Below are 18,043 nucleotides of genomic sequence, written 5' to 3' on the forward strand. Positions count from 1 at the left end.
GAGCCGGCGACGCTGTGGGCGCGATCGGAACCGCTCCCCGGCGTCGGTGTGACTGACGAAAGCTTCTTGTGAAGTGCTATCAACGGACTTCTCAATCTTTAACAGCTATCGCGCCGTTGTATCGGTCGGAGGTAACACATCATGAGCTACGAACTGGATCCGCTGCCGTACGACTACGACGCGCTCGAACCGCACATCTCCGAACAGGTGCTCACGTGGCATCACGACACCCATCACCAGGGCTACGTCAACGGCTGGAACTCCGCCGAGGAGACGCTGGAGGAGAACCGCGAAGCCGGTGACTTCGGCTCGTCTGCGGGTGCAATCCGCGACGTGACGCACAACTCCTCGGGCCACATCCTGCACGACCTGTTCTGGCAGAACATGAGCCCCGAGGGCGGCGACGAGCCCTCCGGCGCGCTCGCCGACCGCATCGAAGAAGACTTCGGTTCGTACGACGCCTGGAAGGGCGAGTTCGAGGCTGCTGCCGGCAACGCCTCCGGCTGGGCGCTGCTCGTCTACGACACGTTCTCGAATCAGCTCCGTAACGTGGTCGTCGACAAGCACGACCAGGGCGCGATCTGGGGCGGCCACCCGATCCTCGCGCTGGACGTGTGGGAGCACTCCTACTACTACGACTACGGCCCCGCACGCGGCGACTTCGTCTCCGCGTTCTTCGAAGTCGTCGACTGGGACGAACCCAGCGACCGCTACGAGCAGGCCGTCCAGCTCTTCGAGTAAGCTGGCGACGACGAACGGACCCGGAGGGGTCCGAGTCGACCCGCACACTTCTTTCGCGACCGGCCGACGAGCGACGCCTCCGTCGTCCGAGCGCCGGCGGTCCGGCGGTTCCGGAAGGGCCGAACTTACCACCTCGGCGACCGATCGACGGACATGGAACTCGCGGACGGCGTGTACGCGCTCGAACTGTCGATGGAGCGGGAGGAAGGGACGTTCGTGATCCACCCCGTCGCCGTGGAGACGCCGACAGGCGTGGTCCTGGTCGACGTGGGGCTCCCGGGACAGACGGACGCGCTGGCGGCGGCGCTCGACGACCACGGCCTCGCGCTCGAGGACGTACGAGCGGTGGTGGTGACCCACCACGACGGCGACCACGCGGGCGGGCTGGCGGCCGTTCGCGAGCGGGCGGACGGTCCGGTGGTGTACGCCCACGAGGGAGCCGTACCGTACGTCGACGGGCGGAAGTTCCCGATGAAGTCCGATCCCGAGAGCGACCGGTACGAGCCGGTGGCGGTGGACGTGACACTCCGGGGCGAGGTGACGTTCCGGACGGCCGCCGGGCCGATGGAGACGGTGTTCACGCCGGGGCACGCGCCCGGTCACCTCTCGCTGTATCTCCCGGAGGCCGACCTCCTGCTCGCGGTCGACGCGCTCCGAAGCGACGCCGGGGAACTCACCGGCCCGGCCGAACACTTCACGCCGAATCTGCCGGAGGCGACCCGGTCGGTCGGGACGGTGGCGGACCTCGCAGTCGAGACCGTCCATTGCTATCACGGCGGACCCGTCGACGCCGACACCGCCGACGTCGAACGAGTGTACGAGTCGCTCGCGGCCGAGCACCTCGATTGACGCCGACGGCCGAACGCCCAGAGTGACACCGACGACCTCCCGCCGCGGAGCCACCGGCGACGGGGGATCGCCGATCGGACCGGGCGCTATTTACCCGCGGGCCGGCGACCGACCGGACGTGCCGACCGACAAGTCAGCGTTCCCGCGGCTGCACCCGTGCGACTTCTACACGCCCGAGGAGCTGTTCGAGCCGGATCGGATGTACACCGTCTACGAGATCGCGCGTCTGCTCCAGGGATTAGAGCCCGACGCCGAGATCGACGAGGGGACCGAGGAGGTGCTGCTCGACTGGGCGATCCCGTGGGTCATGACCCACGCCGCCGACCTCGTCGTCGCCGAGCCGCGCAGCGACGACGAGCCGGGATACTACGGCCTGCGCGAGCCGGGCGACCTGAGCGCCGACGGCGACGACGCCGGCGGCGACACCGCCGACAGCGACGCCGGGGACCTCGACGACGACCCCGCGGGCGACCGGTGAGGCTCCTTGTCGCCGGCGCGGACGCCGTTGACGCCGGGAAGACCACGTTCGCAGTCGGACTCGCGGCCCGGCTCCGCGCGACCGGGTCGCCCCTCGCGGCGTTCAAGCCCCGCGCCGGCAACGACTACTGGTTCGACCACGACGACGTCCGGCGGGCCGCGGGCGAGGGACGCCTCTACGGCAAGGACGTCGACCGCCTCCTCCGGGCGGAAGCACCCGACGCCGACCGCGACGGTGCCCACGAGCGACGCAACCCGATCCACCGCCTGTGGCGACCGACGCCGGGGACGACGGGACTGCTCGGCGAGGACGGTCGGACGTTCCTCGTCGACCGCGTCACCACCCGCGACGGCGACGAGTGGGTCGTGAACGCGACGGCCGAGCTCCCGGAGGGGCTGCGTTCGGACCTCGCGCTGTCGGACGCGCGCCGCGTCGACTCGGTCGCCGCGCTCAACGACGCGATGCGCGAGCTCCACGTGCCCGCGCTGGATCGTCTCGCCGGCGACGTTCGAACCGCGGGCGAGGACGGCGCGGCGCTCGTCGAGTCGTACGGCGAGGTGACGACGCCGCTGCGGGACGTGCGCTTCGACGCGGTCGCGGCGGTCGACCCCGGCCGCTGTCGGATCTACGGCGGCGACCGGTGGGCCGTCGCACGCGAGACGGCCACCGGCGGCCGCGAGGCGGGGAGGCTCGAGGTGCGCGTCGACCGCGTGACCGACATGCTCGACCCCGTCTCGACGCACGACCTGCGTCCGCTCTCGGCGGCGGAGCGCGCCGACCCCGACGCGGTCGCGTCGGCGTATCGGGAGGCGTACGACGCGCTCGTGACGGCGGCCCGTGGGCGGTAACGTTCGCCGGTCGCCGGTCCCTACGGCACTTGCATCCTACCGCATCCGCGCCGCCTTCGCGGCCATCTCCACGTGCTCGAGCGGCGCGTCGGTCACGCTCGGTCCGTGGCCCACGTGCATCTCCGCGAGGTCGTCGCCGAGGCGGTCGCGGACGCGGTCGATGCTCCGGACCAGCGCGTCGCGGTCGCCCTCCTCCAGGTCGGTCCGGCCGAAGCCCCCGTTCTGGAAGATCAGATCGCCCGCGAACAGCACGCCGGCGTCCTCGTCGTACAGGCACAGGTGGTCGTCCTTGTGGCCGGGCGTGTGCAGCGCCTCGTAGCGTCCGAGGCCCATCTCGACGGTGCCGCCGTCGGGTATCTCGTTGTCCACGCTCGGCTGACCCGTGTCGAAGCCCCACGTCTCGACGCCGAACGCGTCGTGGACGGCCTCGACGTTGCCGACGTGGTCGGGGTGCGTGTGAGTGAGGATCACGGCGTCGAGGTCGTCGACGCGCTCGCGGACGAGCGGGAGCACGTCGAAGTTCGATCCCGTGTCGACGAGGACGCGGCGGCCCGCGTCGCCGTCGGCGTTGCGGGCGGGCGCGTCGGCCGCGGCGGGGCCGGAGACGAGGAACGCGTTGCTCGTGAACGCCTGCACGCCGGCGGCGAGATTTCGGATCATGGGTGTCGGTTGGACGGCCCGGGCCTTGGGGGTTCGTGTTGCGTCCGCCGTCGGTCGGCGGACGGTGCCGTTTCCGGCAGACTTTCGACCCGTGGCCGATCCTACTCGGACATGAAGCAGTACCTCTCGACCGTCGAGGACGTGATCCGGGACGGCACCTACAAGCCGAACCGGACCGGCGTCGACACGCTCTCGTCCTTTTCGGTGCACTACGAGGCCGACCTCGCGGACGGCTTCCCGCTGTTGACGACGAAGGACCTGTCGGGCTTTCGCTGGAACTCGCTCATCCACGAGTTCCTGTGGTACCTTTCGGGTGAGGAGCACGTCCGGAGCCTGCGCGAGGAGACGGGAATCTGGGACGCCTGGGCCGACGAGGAGGGTCGCCTCGACACCGCCTACGGGCGCTTCTGGCGGCGCTACCCCGTTCCCGAGGGGGGACTGGAGGGGGAGACGTGGCCCGACGACGACCAGCGCTGGATGAACGACGGCGAGCGCACCTTCGATCAGATCCAGTACGTCCTCGACACCCTCCGGGAGAACCCCAACTCCCGCCGCATCGTCGTGAACGCGTGGCACCCCGCGAACGCGACCGTGTCGACGCTCCCGCCGTGTCACTACACCTTCGTGTTCAACGTCCAGGGCGACCGTCTGAACCTCCACCTCACGCAGCGCTCGGGCGACATGGCGCTCGGGGTCCCGTTCAACATCGCCGCCTACAGCATCCTGCTGACGGCCGTCGCCCAGCGCACCGGCTTCGAGCCGGGCACGTTCGCCCACAGCGTCGTCGACGCGCACGTCTACTGCGGCACCGACGAGCGCGGCGACTGGTACGGCGGCGACGAGGCTCGCGACCTGATCGCGGAGGGCCTCGACGACGCCGACTCCCGGTCGGACTACGAGCGCCTGGCGGACCGCGTCGAGGCGGCCGCGCCGCCGGAACGGGACGGCGACGAGCGCAAGGACCACGTGCCCGGGTTGGTGCGACAACTCGGTCGCGAGCCCCGCGAGCGGCCGATCCTCCGAGTCGCCGACAAGCCGCTGGACGAACTGGAGTTCGACGACATCGAGCTGCTGGAGTACGACCCCGAACCGGGGATCGAGTTCGCGGTCGCCGAGTGATGGCGGTCGACGCACCCGGCGACGGCGCACCGAGCCCTCGCATCGCCCTGATCGCGGCCGTCGCCGCCAACGGCGTCATCGGCGCGGAGGGCGGGATGCCGTGGCACCTCCCTGCCGACATGCGCCACTTCAAGCAGACGACGACGGGCCACCCCGTGATCATGGGTCGCAGGACGTACGAATCGATCGCCGGCGACGTCGGCGGCCCGCTCCCCGGTCGGACGAACGTCGTCCTCTCGCGGTCGGATCCGGATCTCCCGGGCGAGGGCGGCGACGTGGTCGTCGCCGATTCCGTCGACGAGGCGCTCGACGCCGCCCGCGACGCGGCCGTCGACCGCGGCGTCGACACCGTCTACGTCGCCGGCGGCGGCGCGGTGTACGAGCAGTTCCTCCCGCTGGCGGACCGGCTCGTCCTGACCGAGGTTCACGAGTCGTACGACGGCGACACCGTCTTTCCCGAGTTCGACCGCGACGAGTGGGTCGAGCGCGAGCGCGACGAGCGCGAGGCGTTCGACTTCGTCGTCTACGAGCGCTCGGAGTGAGCGCGTCGCCGGGTCCCCGTCAGAGCGCGTCGCCTGATTCCCGTCAGAACTGCTTTCCGCCCGCGTCGCGACGCACGGGGCGTGAAGCGATCCGGACTCGCGACCGTCGCGGTGTGCCTGCTGCTCGCGCTCTCGGGGTGCGTCGTCGGTCCCGTCGGCAGCGACCCCGCCGGCGACGCGACCGGCGGCGGCCCGGGCGACCCCACCGCGACCGCGCCGCCGGGTTCGGACGCCACCCACGCCACCGCCTCGATTCCGGCTGACGGGACCGAGGTGACCGTCGTCGAGGTCGTCGACGGCGACACGGTCCGGATCGAGTACGACAACGGGACGACCGACACCGCGCGCCTGCTCGGCGTCGACACGCCCGAGGTGTACGGCGAGAACAGCCCCGAGGAGTTCGAGGGCGTCCCCGACACCGAGGCGGGGCGGGCCTGCCTCGACGAGTACGCCGACCGCGCCAGCGCCTACGCGAAGAACCGCCTGCTCGGCGAGCGGGTGACGATCGGCTTCGACGCCAACGAGCCCCGGCGCGGCTACTACGACCGCCTGCTCGTGTACGTCCACCACGACGGCGGGTCGTTCAACTACGCGCTGGTCGACCGCGGGCTCGCTCGCGTGTACGACTCCTCCTTCGAGCGCGGCGAGACGTTCTACGCCGCCGAGGAGCGCGCGATGAGCGACGGTCGCGGGCTGTGGTCGTGTCGCGACGGCACCCCCCGTCCCGCGGCCGACGACGAGACGACCGCGACCGCGTCTGCGACGGCGACGCCCGAGGGCGACGGCGTGGTCGTCTCGCGGATCCACGCCGACGCCGAGGGCGACGACGCGGAGAACCTGAACGACGAGTACGTCGTCCTCACCAACCGCGGCGACGAGTCGGTCGACCTCTCGGGATGGACGCTGGAGGACGCCGCGGGCTTCACCTACGAGTTCCCCGAGGGAACGACGATCGACGCCGGCGCGTCGCTCACTGTCCACGTGGGGCAGGGAGCGGACACCGAGACGGATCTCTACTGGGGTCGCGAGCGCCCGACGCTCAACAACGACGGCGAGACGGTGACGATCCGGGACGCGAGCGGAGCAGTCGTCGCCGAGCGGTCGACGTGAGACGGCGACGCCGGTCGCCCTTCGGAACCGGGGACGCAGGGACCGAGACCCGTAGGCCGAGACGCGGGAAACGAGACGCGTAGTCCGGGGCGAGAGTCGAGACGCGTGGTCAAGGGCGCGGGCCTCGCGACGCGTGGCCGGTTTTATCCCGCGGCGGCACCCACCCCGTCGCGTGCCACACCTTCGGTTCGACCTCTCGGTCGGCGTCGCCGACGACGAGCGGGCCTCGTTCGCGGACTGGGTCGCGGAGACGTACGGGGACGTGATGGAGACGGGGACGGACCACGTCGGGGTAGTCGTCGCCGAGAGCGACCCGCGACTGGGCCGAGCCAGTCCGGAGGACCCGGTCGCGCTCGTGAACGCGGACGTTCGGGTCGGACGGACCGTCGCCCAGCGTCACGAACTCGCGCGCCGCCTGACGGCCGAACTCGGGGAGCGCTTCGCCGTCCCTGAGGCGTTCGTCTACGTCGTGTTCACCGAGCACGGGGGCGACGACTTCGTCCTCGGCGGGGAACCGCTGGCCGACTGGGACGGCGCGGAGGCCACAGGGGACGGTCCGAGGGCCGACGGAGAACCCGGCGGGTGATCGGCGTCGCCCTCCCCGGTCGGCCGCCACGCATTAGTTCCGGCCGTCGCATGCGTCGTCCATGTCGAGCAAGGCCACCTTCGAGGTGTACGAGGACAGCGCCGGACAATGGCGCTGGCGACTGGAGCACGACAACGGGAACATCATCGCCGACTCCGGCGAGGGGTACGCAAGCAGGCAGAAGGCCGAAGAGGGCATCGAGAGCGTGAAGTCGAACGCACCGGACGCGGACGTCGTCGAGGCCGACGGATAGGCGACCGGTCCGATCGGACGGACGGGATCGACGGGAGCGCCGACCGCGACTCCCGCGGCTGGATCCGTCGAGGTTCGGCGGCTTGCTAAAGCTCCGTTTAGGGAGGGTTTTTCCCGCGCGACCTCCTACCCGAAGGCGATGACCGAACTCGCGACGACGATTCACGTCGGTGGTGGCCGATGAGAGGCAACGATCAGCAGGCGTACGACCGCGGTACGTCGCTGTTCTCGCCGGACGGCCGGATCTACCAGGTCGAGTACGCCCGCGAGGCCGTCTCTCGTGGCGCTCCCTCCGTCGGGGTCCGCACGAGCGAGGGCGTGGTCCTCGCCGCACAGGCGCAGGCGTCCTCCAGCCTGATGGAGTCGGAGTCGATCGAGAAGCTCCACAAGCTCGACGACCACGTCGGCACAGCCAGCGCCGGCCACGTCGCCGACGCCCGACAGCTCATCGACCAGGCGCGCCGGATGGCACAGGGCAACCGCCTGCGCTACCAGGAGCCCGTCGGTGTCGAGACGCTGACGAAGTACGTCACCGACCACATCCAGGAGAACACCCAGCGCGGCGGCACCCGTCCCTACGGCGCGGCGCTGCTCATCGGCGGCATCGAGAACGGCCGCCCGCGCCTGTTCGGCGCTGACCCCTCGGGCACGCCCCACGAGTGGAAGGCGACCGCCATCGGCGGGTCGCGACAGGAGATCCAGGAGCTGCTCGAGGAGGAGTGGACCGAGGAGCTCACGCTCGACGACGGGATCTCCCTGGCGCTGCGCGCGCTGTTCGAGGCGAACGACGAACTCACCGCCGCCGACCTCTCGGTCGCGACCGTCGCCGAGTCGGGGTACGACTCCTTCACCGCCGACGAGATCGCCGACCTCGTCGAGAGCCTCGGACTGGGCTCCGACGACGATGACGAGACGACCGACGACGAGGCGGACGCCGGCGGCGCAGACGACGCTGACGACGCGGACGACGAGGAGTAATCGCTCGCCCTCCGCGCTCTCGTCGTGATCGGGCGATTTACGCTCCCGTCGCCCCGCTACGTTCTCATGACCGACGACGAGGCGGACGGCTCGCTCGCGACGACGTTCGGACGCGTTCGCGTGTTCCCGATCAAGTCGCTCGACGGCGTCGACGTGGACGCGGCGACGCTGGCTCCGGGAGGCGGACTCGCCCCCGACCGCGAGTTCGCCCTGCTCGACGCGGACGGCGACTACGTGAACGGCAAGAACGAGCGGCGTATCCACCGCGTGTCGGCCGAGTTCGACCTCGAGGCGCGGACCGTCTCGCTCGACGCCCCGCACGACGCCGACGCCCCGCGTCCGGCGGCGTTCGATCTCGACGACCCGGACGACCGCGAGGGGATCGCCTCGTGGGTCGGGGAGTTCCTCGGGTACGACGTTCGGCTGGTCGGCGAGCGCGCCGGCGGCTACCCCGACGACACGGAACTCGCGGGGCCGACGGTGATCTCTCGGGGGACGCTCCGGGAAGTCGCCTCGTGGTTCGACGGCGTGAGCGTCGACTCGATGCGGCGTCGCCTGCGCGCGAACGTCGAACTCGCGGGCGAGGAGGCGTTCGCGGAGGACCGCCTGGTCGCGGACCCCGGCGAGCGCGTCCGGTTCCGCGTCGGCGACGCGGACCTGCTCGGGGTGAATCCCTGTCAACGGTGTGCGGTCCCCTCGCGGGATCCCGACACCGGCGAGGAGTACGAGGGGTTCCGCACGCGCTTCATCGCCAGGCGCGAGGAGACGATGCCCGACTGGAGCGGGGGCGGGCGATTCGATCACGCCTTCCGCCTGATGGTGAACACCGTCGTCCCGGACACGAGCGTCGGCGAGTCCCTCGGCGTCGGCGACGAGGTGCGGATCGTCGGGACCGAATCCGAGTAGCCGGCGCGGTCGTCGCGTTCCGCGCGACGGTCTCCGGGCCCTCGGGAACCGTTACTCGCCGTGCTCCTCGTACTCCTCGGGCGTGTACGTCTTGATCTCCAGGGCGTGGACCTCTTTCGTCATCGCGTCGCCGACGGCGTCGTACACCATCTCGTGTTGCTGGACGAGCGACTTCCCCTCGAATGCGGGCGAGACGACGACGGCCGCGAAGTGAGCGTCCTCGTGGTCCGGGTCCGGCGCGCGCGGCGTCGTGACGGTGGCGTCGCAGTCGTCGATGCCGGCCTCGATCGCGGTCTCCACGTCGGCAGGGCTCATGCTCATGGGCGAGGGTGGGCGGTCGTCGGGGAAAAAGCGGTCGGTGCGGGCGGCGACGTCGACGGACGCGCGGTCCCGACGGGCTTACCACCCGAGGCGGGAAACGGGCGGTCGTGAGCGCCGGCACCGCCGAGGGCGACGACCCCGCGGACGCGGTTCGCGAGCGGCTGCTGTCCGAGCACGGCGCGCTGTTCGACGCCGTCGACGCCGTCGCCGACGCGGTCGCGGCGCGGTGGGAAAACCCCGGCAGCGACGACGACGGCACGGCCGACGGCCCGCCCGTGACCGCCGATCGCGACGCGGTGGTGCCGGCGATGCGCGACGCGCTCGCGGCCGCGGACCTGCTCGACCGCCTCCCCGCGACGCTCGCGACGGGCGCGAACGCGCTCGGCGTCGACCTGCCGGCCTCCCCCGTTCCGACCCCTCCGTACCTGGTCGTGACTGCCACCGGGCCAGTTGTGCGGGCGACGTTCCCCGACCGCGGGCGACTCGTGATATCCGTGCGCGTGTTCGATGTTGACCGCGACGGCGACGCTCCCGCGTACCGCCGGGTCGACGCGGACGCCCGGGAGGCGCTGACCGTGGAACTCCGCTGACTCCGTCGGAACTCGATCACGTGTGAACTTTTGTGGCGCGACGCGGAGTCGCCGGTATGACCGAGATCGTCGACTACGAGTTGTACGCGGTGCCGCCGCGGTGGCTGTTCCTGAAGCTGGAGTGCGCGGACGGCTCCGTCGGCTGGGGCGAGCCCGTCGTCGAGGGACGCGCCCGGACCGTCCGAGGTGCGGTCGAGGAGCTGGTGGAGGAGTACCTGCTCGGCGAGGACCCCGCGCCCGTCGCCGACCACTGGGAGCGCCTCTACCGCGGGGGATTCTACCGCGGCGGTCCCGTCCTCATGTCGGCTATCGCCGGCATCGACCAGGCGCTGTGGGACCTCAAGGGCAAGCATCTCGGCGCGCCCGTCCACGAGCTGCTGGGGGGGCCGGTCCGCGAGCGCGTCCGGGTGTACCAGTGGGTCGGCGGCGACCGTCCCGAGGGCGTCGCGGAGGCGGCCGAGGCGAAGGTCGACGCCGGCTTCACCGCGCTGAAGATGAACGCGACGCCGGAACTGGAGCGCGTCGAGTCCCCGGACACGATCGACCAGGCCGCTGAACGCCTCAGAACGGTCCGGGAGGCCGTCGGCGACGAGGTCGACATCGGCGTCGACTTCCACGGCCGCGCGAGCAAGACCGCAGCGAAGCAACTGGCGGCGGCGCTGGAACCGCACGACCCGTTCTTCATCGAGGAGCCGGTCCTGCCGGAACACAACGACGCCCTCGCCGATATCGCCGCGAGCACGAGCACCCCGATCGCGACCGGGGAACGGATGTTCCATCGTACCGACTTCAAGGAGATACTGGAGGCGAACGCGGTCGACGTGATCCAGCCGGATCTGAGCCACGCCGGCGGAATCACCGAGTGTCAGCGGATCGCGTCGATGGCCGGCGCGTACGACGTGTCGGTCGCGCCGCATTGCCCGCTCGGGCCGGTCGCGCTGGCCTCCTGTCTCCAACTGGACGCCGTCGCGCCGAACGCGCTCATCCAGGAGCAGAGCCTCGACATCCACTACAACGAGACGAGCGACGTGCTCGACTACCTCGCCGACCCCTCGGTGTTCGAGTACGAAGACGGCTACGTCCCGGTCCCCGACGGCCCGGGGCTCGGTATCGAGATTGACGAGGACGTGCTCCGCGAGCGCGACGGCCACGACGACTGGCACAACCCCGTCTGGCGGCGACCCGACGGGAGCGTCGCCGAGTGGTGAACGGGGGACGAAGCCGCGATCCTCGACCGCCCACGACTGAATACCGACGGCGATCCCCGACTACCCGCGGCGGTATCGGGGTAGTCCGCGGCGACGACGCCGAACAGCCGCCGGCGACGAGGCCGAACAGCCGCCGGCGACGATGATCGGACCGGAAACCGGGTGGGACTGAAAGGGGCCGGCGTTCTGCGGGAAGGAGCGGACCGGTGAGCACCGCAGGGAGCGAAGCGACCGAGGAGCGCGCCGGCCGCACCGACCGCAGAACGCCGGGGGCTTTCGGACGGATCGTCGCAGCAACTGTCACCGTGACGGCGGTCACGGTCACCGCGACGGCTGCCGCAGTCATCGTGACGAGCACACCGACGACCTCGGCGGCGACACGGGCCGATCACGAACCAAGCATCAAGTCACCCGACCGAGACCACTCGAACACCGAATGACCAGCTTCGACACCGCCGCCATCGACGAACTCCGTCCCCGGAACCGGTATGAGAACAGCGTCGCCGTCGTCACCGGGTCCACCCGCGGGATCGGCGCGGGCGTCGCCAAGCGCCTGGCCGCCGAGGGGGCCCGGGTCGTCGTCACCGGGCGCAGCAAGGACGCCGGCGCGGAAACCGTCGCCGACATCGAGGACGCCGGCGGCGAGGCGGTGTTCGTCCGAGCTGACATGCGCGAGCCCGACGACATCGCGGCGCTGTTCGAGGCGACCGCCGACGAGTTCGGCCGCCTCGACGTGCTCGTCAACAACGCCGGCGTCGAGACGTACACCGCCGCCGACGAGGCCGAGATGGACGACTGGAACTTCGTCCTCGAGACGGACTTCCGCTCGTACTGGCTCTGCGCGAAGCACGCCCGCGAGCACATGGACGAGGGGGCCATCGTCAACATGTCCAGTAACCACGCGTTCGCGACGACGCCGAGCATCTTCCCGTACAACGCGGTGAAAGCCGGGATCAACGGAATGACGCGCGCGATGGCGGTCGACTTTGGCCCGGACGTGCGCGTGAATACGGTGAACCCGGGCTGGGTCGCCATCGACCGCACCACCGGCGACATGGACGACGAGCGGCGCGAGGAACTCGCGAGCATCCACCCTACTGGTCGGATCGGAACGCCCGAGGACGTCGCCAGCGCGGTCGCGTTTCTCGCCAGCGACGAGGCCGGCTTCGTGACCGGCGCGAGCCTCACCGTCGACGGCGGCCGCGACGCCGTGCTGCAGGACGACTTTCTGCCCGATTACCGCGAGCGACGCGAGGAGTGACCGCGCCGGCGACCCCGACCGCTTGCGGCTCGCTTCGCTCACGGCTCACTTCGTTCACCGTTCACATCGAGGCGCTCACTCCGTTCGCGCCTCGCGTCGCTCACCGTCGGTGCGCCGCGAGAAGTACGGGCTTGGAGGGAGTTGAACCCCCGACCGACGGATTAAGAGTCCGTCGCTCTCCCTGACTGAGCTACAAGCCCTTGCGTTTCGCGAGAAACGGGGGCGAGCTAAAAGGCCTTCCGTTTCCCGGGCAGGGCGGCCGTGAACGAACATCACCGCTTAAGTGTCGGCCGGCCGGATTCCGCTTCACATGAGCACCGCGGTCACCGTCTCCTCGATGTCGACGTACGCCATTCTCGGCTGCGGGAGCGTCGGTCACGCGGTCGCCGACGAACTGACGGAGGAGGGCAAGGACGTGCTGATCCTCGACAAGGACGAGTCCCGCGTGGAGGCGCTCCGCGACCAGGATCTCAACGCGCAGACCCAGAACATCGCCGAGGACGCGGTGGCCGGGGTCGTCGCCGACCGCGACGTGATCCTCATCCTCTCGTCGGACGTGGACGCCAACAAGGCCGCCGTCCGCGCCATCCGCGAGCACGGCAACGACCAGTACATCGTCGTGCGCGCCTCGGACCCGGTCAGCGAGGACGAACTGGCCGAACTCGGTGCAGACGTGGTGATCAACCCCTCGACGGTCATCGCCGACTCGGCGCTGCGCTCGCTGGAGTCCGGGGAGCTGGAGTACAAGGCCCGACAGCTCGCGGACATCCTCGAGAACACCGACGGGAAGCTCGCGGTGCTGGCCCACGACAACCCCGACCCGGACTCCATCGCCGCCGCGGTCGCGCTGCGCGCCATCGCCGCCGAGTTCGACGTGGAGGCGGACATCCTCTACGACGGCGAGATCGGCCACCAGGAGAACCGCGCGTTCGTCAACACCCTCGGAATCGACCTCCACGCCCGCGAAGACGCCAAGCCGCTGGAGAGCTACGGCGCGCTCGCGCTCGTCGATTACGCCGAGACCGGCGGCAGCGAGGTCGACGCCTCCGTCGACGTCTACATCGACCACGACGAACCCGAGGAGCCGATCGACGCGACGTTCACCGACATCCGTAAGAACGTCTCCTCGACGTCGACCATCCTGACCAAGTACCTCCAGGAGTTCGACCTCTCGCCCGACGAGACGGTCGCGACCGCGCTGCTGTACGGCATCCGCGCGGAGACGGTCGACTTCAAGCGCGACACCACGCCCGCGGACCTGACGGCGGCGGCGTACCTCCACCCGTTCGCCAACCACGACACCCTGGAAGACGTGGAGTCGCCGAGCATGAGTCCGGAGACGCTGGACGTGCTCGCGGAGGCGATCCAGAACCGCGAGGTGCAGGGCAGCCACCTCATCTCCAACGCGGGGTTCGTCCGCGATCGCGAGGCCCTGGCTCAGGCGGCCCAGCAGCTCCTGAACCTGGAGGGGATCACCACCTCCGCCGTCTTCGGCATCGCCGACGACACCATCACCCTCGCCGCGCGCTCGAAGGACATCCGCATCAACATCGGAAACGTTCTCCGGGACGCCTTCTCCGACGTCGGCGAGGCCGCCGGTCACTCCAAGCAGGGCAGCGCGGAGATCCCGCTGGGGCTGTTCACCGGGATCGAGACCACCGAGTCGAACCGCGACACCCTGCTGCAACTCTCCGAGGAGGCCGTCCGAAAGAAGCTGTTCGACGCGATGGGCGTCGAGAGCACCAGTTCGGGATCGAGCGGCGAGTCCGGAAACGGCTCCTGACGGATCTCCCCGTCGTCGCCCGAGTCTCCCGAGTCGCCGAAAGATTCTTGTGCGGTGTGTCACCAACGCACACACGAGAGGTGGTCGTCATCGAACGGGCCCGAAACACCACGGACGAAGCCGACTCGGAGACGACCGAGGCGACCCGCGCACCGATCGACGACTGACCGAATCCGATCGAATCGACGGCTGATCGACCCCGAACGAATCGGCAAACGAACGAACTCGCGATCGAATCGCCCGTCGAACCCGGAATCGCTCGCGAAACACGGACCCGCGATCGAATCGCCCGTCGAACCCGGAACAGTACGGATCCGATCCGTGCTGGTCCGCCCCCGTCGGACACGGTCGGCGGCGTCGACGTTCCTCCCGTCGGTCGGAGTCGTTGACGATGCCGACGCTCGCGAGCGCCGGATCCGTCGTCGCCGCGATGCCACTCTCGGAGGCGTCGATGTGCGCCGTGAAACTCGTGAAAAACCGGGGACGAAGCGAATCGAGGCGGCTACGCGACGGCCTCCTCGTCGCCGTTCTCCTGTTTCAGGCGTTCGACCGTGTCGTTGACGAGGATCACGTCGCCGACGGCCCGAACCCACCGATACGGGATCATCACGCCCTTGCCCGGATCGATCCGGCTCCCGAACAGTTCGTCGCTGACCGCCGACAGGGCCAGTCCGGTGACCGCCTGCGAATCCAAGTCGAGGCGCACGTCCTCGACCTCCCCCACGAACACACCGTTGTTGGAGTAGACCTCGCGTCCGACGAGCGTCGTGATCTCCTGTGGTGCCGCGTCAGCGTCCATGCACCGGCGAACGGCACCGCGGGTATTAAAGCCGTTCCCACGCGTCTCGCGCCTGTCGGACGATCCGCCGTCGCGGCCGACGGCGACCCGACTCACGGCTCGGGAGCGATCGCCTCGATCGGATGTTCGATCGAGTCCCCGAGGAGGGCGTCCAACTGCTCGCAGCAGGAGGTGCCCGAGGCGAGCACGCGCTCGGCGTCGCCGAACTGCTCGACCAGCGGCTCGCCCACGTCCATCGACAGCTCGTAGTACTCGGACTTGTAGCCGAAGCTCCCAGCCATCCCGCAACACTCCGTCTCGGAGGTCGTCACCTCGTAGCCCAGGCGCTCCAGCACGGCGACGGTGTGCGCCTCCAACTCGAGCGTCCGCTGCTGGCAGTGGGCGTGGTACGCGACCGGCTCCCCGGTTTCGCCGCCGTCGCCGTCGCGACCCGTCTCGGCCGCCGTCAGTCCGCCGGCGTCCGCACCGTGCTCGAGCAGCCCGTAGACGTACTCGAGCGCCTCGTAGCTGCCGTCGGCGAGTCGCTCGGCGTCCGCCTCGGGAAGCAGTCGCTCGTACTCGCGCTCGAACGCCGCGAGGTCGCTCGGCTCGATCACGACCACGTCGCGCCCGGCCTCGATCTCCGGGAGGAGGGCGTCGCGACAGCGCTCCGCCTTCCTCCGGGCCGTCTCGACCATCCCCTGCGACAGCGGCGCGCGCCCGCTCCCGACGGCGGCCGACTCGGGAACGGTCACTCGGACGCCCAGCGCCTCCAGCGTCCGGACCGCCGCCTTCCCGCGGTCGACGGCGACGTGGTTCGTGTACACGTCGGGGTACACCACCGCCTCGCGTCGGGCCATCGACTCGCTCACCCGCGGGCCGCCCCGGTCGCGGAACCAGTCGACGAGCGTCTCACGCTCGAACTTTGGGAGGTCGCGCTCGCGGGCGACGCCGAGCCAGCGGTCCATCGCCGCCCGGACCGGTCCGAGGTCGGCCGCCCGGTTCGACAGCGGCGCGGTCGCGCTCCCCAGTCGCGCCAGCGTCTCGAAGTTCCCGAAGAGTCGCTTGGCGGGGTCGAGCCCCGCCGGCTCCTCGTCGGGCGTCAGGCCGTCGACGAGGAAGTCGAACTCCCCCGCGACGCCGTCCCCGGGGTCGCCGTCGCGGCGCTCGTCGCCGACGCCGTGATCGCCGCGGTTGATCCGGTCGCGGACGACCGTGTTGATCCACGGGATGTCGATCCCGACGGGGCAGGCGGGGACGCACCGCGAACAGCCGGTGCAGAGGTCGTTGAACTCCGCGGCCGTGTCCAGCCCCTCGACCCCGGCCTCCCAGCCCGTGGCGATCCCCCCCGAGTACGTCTCCCCGCCGAAGGCGTGACCGCCGACCGACTGGAAGTTGCCGCAGGAGTTCGAGCAGGCGCTACACCGGATGCAGTACAGCGTCTCGCGGAGGTCGTCGTCCTCGCGCATCGCCAGCCGCCCGTTGTCGACGAGCACCAGGTGGAAGTCGCGTTCGGGATGGGGCTCGCCCGCGCCGACGCCGCCGGCGGTTCCCGGGTCCGCGATCGGTTCGTCGGGCCCGCCGAACCGGACCGGCGGCGACGGCGTCGGCGGCGTGAACAGCGAGACGTAGGAGGTGATGTCCTGGCCCGTCCCGGACCGGCCGATCAGCTCGACGAACGGCGCGAGGTCCTCGACGCTCGGGATCACCTTCTCGACGCCCGCGACGGCGACGTGCGTGTCCGGCACGACCGCGGTCTTGCGGGCGTTGCCCTCGCTGGTGACCAGCGCCAGCGACCCCGAATCGGCCGTGAGGAAGTTCGCGCCCGTGACGCCCACGTCGGCCGTCTCGATCTCCGTCAGCAGCTTCTCGCGGGCGAACCGCGTCAGCTCCTCGGCCGTCTCCGGCCGGTCGTCCTCGGCCAGGTCGAACCGCTCGGCGAACAGGTCGGCGATGGCCTCGCGCGACTTGTGGATGCCCGGCGCGACGATGTGGCTCGGCTCCTCGTCGGCCAACTGGATCACCCACTCCCCGAGGTCAGTCTCGGTGACGCGCGCGCCGTCGGCCTCGAGCGCGTCGTTCAAGTCGAGTTCTTCGGTCGTCATCGACTTGCTCTTGACGACGTTCTCCCCGTCGACCACCTCCCGAACGTAGGCGTTCGCGTCGGCGGCGTCGTCGGCGACGTACACGGTCCCGCCTCGGGCCTCGACCCGTTCGCGCAGGTCGTCGATCAGGTCTGGCAGGCGCTCGATCGCGTCCTCCTTGATCGACCGCGCCTCCGCCTTCAGCGACTCGTAGTCGTCGAGGTCGGCGGTCGACTCGTAGCGACCGCGGTTGAACCCCCGGGTGTTCGCCGCGACCGCGTCGCCCTCGGTCTCCAGCAGCTCGCGGATCCGGGCGGCGCGCTCGTCGCGCGAGGACGGCTTACTCACGGTCGCCCTCCACGAGGACGATCTCCACCTCGCGCGGCCCGTGCGCGCCGACGACGAGGTCGCCCATGTCGGCGGTCGCGGACGGACCGGTCGCGATCACGGCGCTCTCGCCCGCGCGGAGGCGGTCACCGAGGACGCCCATCGCCTCGCGCATGCCGGGCACCACGTCGCCGGCGCGCACGACCGCGACGTGGCGGTCCGGGAACAGCGAGACCGCCTCGGTTCCGGCGGCGTCCGAGCACACCACGACGCTACCGTAGTCGGCGACGGCGAGCGTCGCGGCCGTGACGCCGGTGACGGCGGCGTCGAGGTCGGCCGGGGTGGGATCGGTCGCGACGCCGTCCGGGAGCGAGAGCCCGCCGGGGAGGCGGACGCCGACCGCCGGCTCCGCGACCAGGTCGGCGATCGCGCTCGCGACCGCGTCGGGGTCGGGATCGACCCGGTGGACGGCGGCGTGGTGACGCTCGGCGTTGGCGACGAACGCCGCGCACTCGTCGGGCGTGTCCGACTGCATGCGAGACGGTAGCGGACCCCGACGGCTTGGGTGTTGTGTCGTCGCTGTCGCCGTCGCCGTGTTCGCCGCTCCCCGCGGGCTTATGTG

At 70.6% G+C, this 18,043-nt stretch carries 20 protein-coding genes and 1 tRNA gene; 15 read left to right on the top strand and 6 right to left on the bottom strand.

Annotated elements, in window-relative coordinates; genetic code table 11:
* Positions 1–141 precede the first annotated feature (141 nt).
* From sod to Hbl1158_RS09570, 4 genes are all read left to right on the top strand, one after another.
* Positions 142–741: a superoxide dismutase gene (gene sod, locus Hbl1158_RS09555; RefSeq protein WP_234297022.1), complete on the top strand. Its 600-nt coding sequence runs from the start codon at positions 142–144 to the stop codon at positions 739–741.
* Positions 742–894: 153 nt separating this feature from the next.
* Positions 895–1,590 carry an MBL fold metallo-hydrolase gene (locus tag Hbl1158_RS09560; RefSeq protein WP_234297023.1) on the top strand — a complete coding sequence of 232 codons (696 nt, stop codon included), beginning with the start codon at positions 895–897 and terminating at the stop codon, positions 1,588–1,590.
* A gap of 118 nt (positions 1,591–1,708) precedes the next feature.
* Positions 1,709–2,068, top strand: coding sequence for a DUF5827 family protein (locus Hbl1158_RS09565; protein ID WP_234297024.1), 360 nt, complete (start codon positions 1,709–1,711; stop codon positions 2,066–2,068).
* Entirely contained in the window at positions 2,065–2,916 is an 852-nt protein-coding gene (locus tag Hbl1158_RS09570) for an ATPase (RefSeq protein WP_234297025.1), read from the top strand. The genes Hbl1158_RS09565 and Hbl1158_RS09570 overlap by 4 nt, the downstream gene beginning before the upstream one ends.
* A 36-nt stretch (positions 2,917–2,952) precedes the next feature.
* On the opposite strand, the gene Hbl1158_RS09575 is transcribed toward Hbl1158_RS09570, so the two are convergent.
* Complete coding sequence (locus Hbl1158_RS09575) at positions 2,953–3,576, bottom strand: MBL fold metallo-hydrolase (RefSeq protein WP_234297026.1); 624 nt, start codon at positions 3,574–3,576, stop codon at positions 2,953–2,955.
* A 111-nt stretch (positions 3,577–3,687) separates the two neighbouring features.
* On the opposite strand from Hbl1158_RS09575, the gene thyA reads away from it, so the two are divergent.
* The 7 genes from thyA to Hbl1158_RS09610 all read left to right on the top strand — a co-directional run bounded on the left by thyA (position 3,688) and on the right by Hbl1158_RS09610 (position 9,069).
* Positions 3,688–4,695, top strand: coding sequence for a thymidylate synthase (thyA, locus tag Hbl1158_RS09580; protein WP_234297027.1), 1,008 nt, complete (start codon positions 3,688–3,690; stop codon positions 4,693–4,695).
* Complete coding sequence (locus tag Hbl1158_RS09585) at positions 4,695–5,237, top strand: dihydrofolate reductase (RefSeq protein WP_234297028.1); 543 nt, start codon at positions 4,695–4,697, stop codon at positions 5,235–5,237. The genes thyA and Hbl1158_RS09585 overlap by 1 nt, the downstream gene beginning before the upstream one ends.
* Positions 5,238–5,318: 81 nt before the next feature.
* On the top strand, positions 5,319–6,347 hold the full coding sequence (locus Hbl1158_RS09590) for a lamin tail domain-containing protein (RefSeq protein WP_234297029.1): 1,029 nt from the start codon (positions 5,319–5,321) through the stop codon (positions 6,345–6,347).
* A 172-nt stretch (positions 6,348–6,519) separates the two neighbouring features.
* Positions 6,520–6,933, top strand: coding sequence for a tautomerase family protein (locus tag Hbl1158_RS09595; protein ID WP_234297030.1), 414 nt, complete (start codon positions 6,520–6,522; stop codon positions 6,931–6,933).
* 61 nt (positions 6,934–6,994) lie between these two features.
* Positions 6,995–7,186, top strand: a complete 192-nt coding sequence (locus tag Hbl1158_RS09600; RefSeq protein ID WP_234297031.1) for an HVO_2922 family protein — start codon at positions 6,995–6,997, stop codon at positions 7,184–7,186.
* Between the two features lie 179 nt (positions 7,187–7,365).
* Complete coding sequence (psmA, locus tag Hbl1158_RS09605) at positions 7,366–8,163, top strand: archaeal proteasome endopeptidase complex subunit alpha (protein WP_234297032.1); 798 nt, start codon at positions 7,366–7,368, stop codon at positions 8,161–8,163.
* 66 nt (positions 8,164–8,229) lie between these two features.
* Positions 8,230–9,069, top strand: a complete 840-nt coding sequence (locus Hbl1158_RS09610) for an MOSC N-terminal beta barrel domain-containing protein (RefSeq protein ID WP_234297033.1) — start codon at positions 8,230–8,232, stop codon at positions 9,067–9,069.
* Positions 9,070–9,120: 51 nt separating this feature from the next.
* Here Hbl1158_RS09610 and Hbl1158_RS09615 read toward each other — a convergent pair whose 3' ends face one another.
* A complete protein-coding gene (locus Hbl1158_RS09615) occupies positions 9,121–9,390 on the bottom strand; it encodes a BolA family protein (RefSeq protein WP_321169937.1) in 270 nt (89 codons plus the stop codon).
* Between the two features lie 107 nt (positions 9,391–9,497).
* On the opposite strand from Hbl1158_RS09615, the gene Hbl1158_RS09620 reads away from it, so the two are divergent.
* From Hbl1158_RS09620 to Hbl1158_RS09630, 3 genes are all read left to right on the top strand, one after another.
* Positions 9,498–9,980: a hypothetical protein gene (locus Hbl1158_RS09620; protein WP_234297034.1), complete on the top strand. Its 483-nt coding sequence runs from the start codon at positions 9,498–9,500 to the stop codon at positions 9,978–9,980.
* Positions 9,981–10,036: 56 nt separating this feature from the next.
* A complete protein-coding gene (dgoD, locus tag Hbl1158_RS09625) occupies positions 10,037–11,188 on the top strand; it encodes a galactonate dehydratase (RefSeq protein ID WP_234297035.1) in 1,152 nt (383 codons plus the stop codon).
* Between the two features lie 436 nt (positions 11,189–11,624).
* Positions 11,625–12,449 carry an SDR family oxidoreductase gene (locus tag Hbl1158_RS09630; protein WP_234297036.1) on the top strand — a complete coding sequence of 275 codons (825 nt, stop codon included), beginning with the start codon at positions 11,625–11,627 and terminating at the stop codon, positions 12,447–12,449.
* A gap of 126 nt (positions 12,450–12,575) precedes the next feature.
* On the opposite strand, the gene Hbl1158_RS09635 is transcribed toward Hbl1158_RS09630, so the two are convergent.
* Positions 12,576–12,649, bottom strand: a tRNA-Lys gene (locus tag Hbl1158_RS09635).
* Positions 12,650–12,759: 110 nt separating this feature from the next.
* On the opposite strand from Hbl1158_RS09635, the gene Hbl1158_RS09640 reads away from it, so the two are divergent.
* Positions 12,760–14,232, top strand: coding sequence for a DHH family phosphoesterase (locus Hbl1158_RS09640; protein WP_234297037.1), 1,473 nt, complete (start codon positions 12,760–12,762; stop codon positions 14,230–14,232).
* A gap of 502 nt (positions 14,233–14,734) precedes the next feature.
* On the opposite strand, the gene Hbl1158_RS09645 is transcribed toward Hbl1158_RS09640, so the two are convergent.
* From Hbl1158_RS09645 to Hbl1158_RS09655, 3 genes are all read right to left on the bottom strand, one after another.
* On the bottom strand, positions 14,735–15,031 hold the full coding sequence (locus tag Hbl1158_RS09645) for a PRC-barrel domain-containing protein (protein WP_234297038.1): 297 nt from the start codon (positions 15,029–15,031) through the stop codon (positions 14,735–14,737).
* Positions 15,032–15,123: 92 nt separating this feature from the next.
* Positions 15,124–17,442: an LUD domain-containing protein gene (locus Hbl1158_RS09650; protein ID WP_234297039.1), complete on the bottom strand. Its 2,319-nt coding sequence runs from the start codon at positions 17,440–17,442 to the stop codon at positions 15,124–15,126.
* Complete coding sequence (locus Hbl1158_RS09655) at positions 17,435–17,956, bottom strand: LUD domain-containing protein (RefSeq protein ID WP_234297040.1); 522 nt, start codon at positions 17,954–17,956, stop codon at positions 17,435–17,437. Before Hbl1158_RS09655 ends, Hbl1158_RS09650 begins: the two co-directional genes overlap by 8 nt.
* Between the last annotated feature and the right edge of the window lie 87 nt (positions 17,957–18,043).

Origin of the sequence: Halobaculum sp. CBA1158 (assembly GCF_021431925.1) — an archaeon.
Lineage (GTDB): Archaea > Halobacteriota > Halobacteria > Halobacteriales > Haloferacaceae > Halobaculum.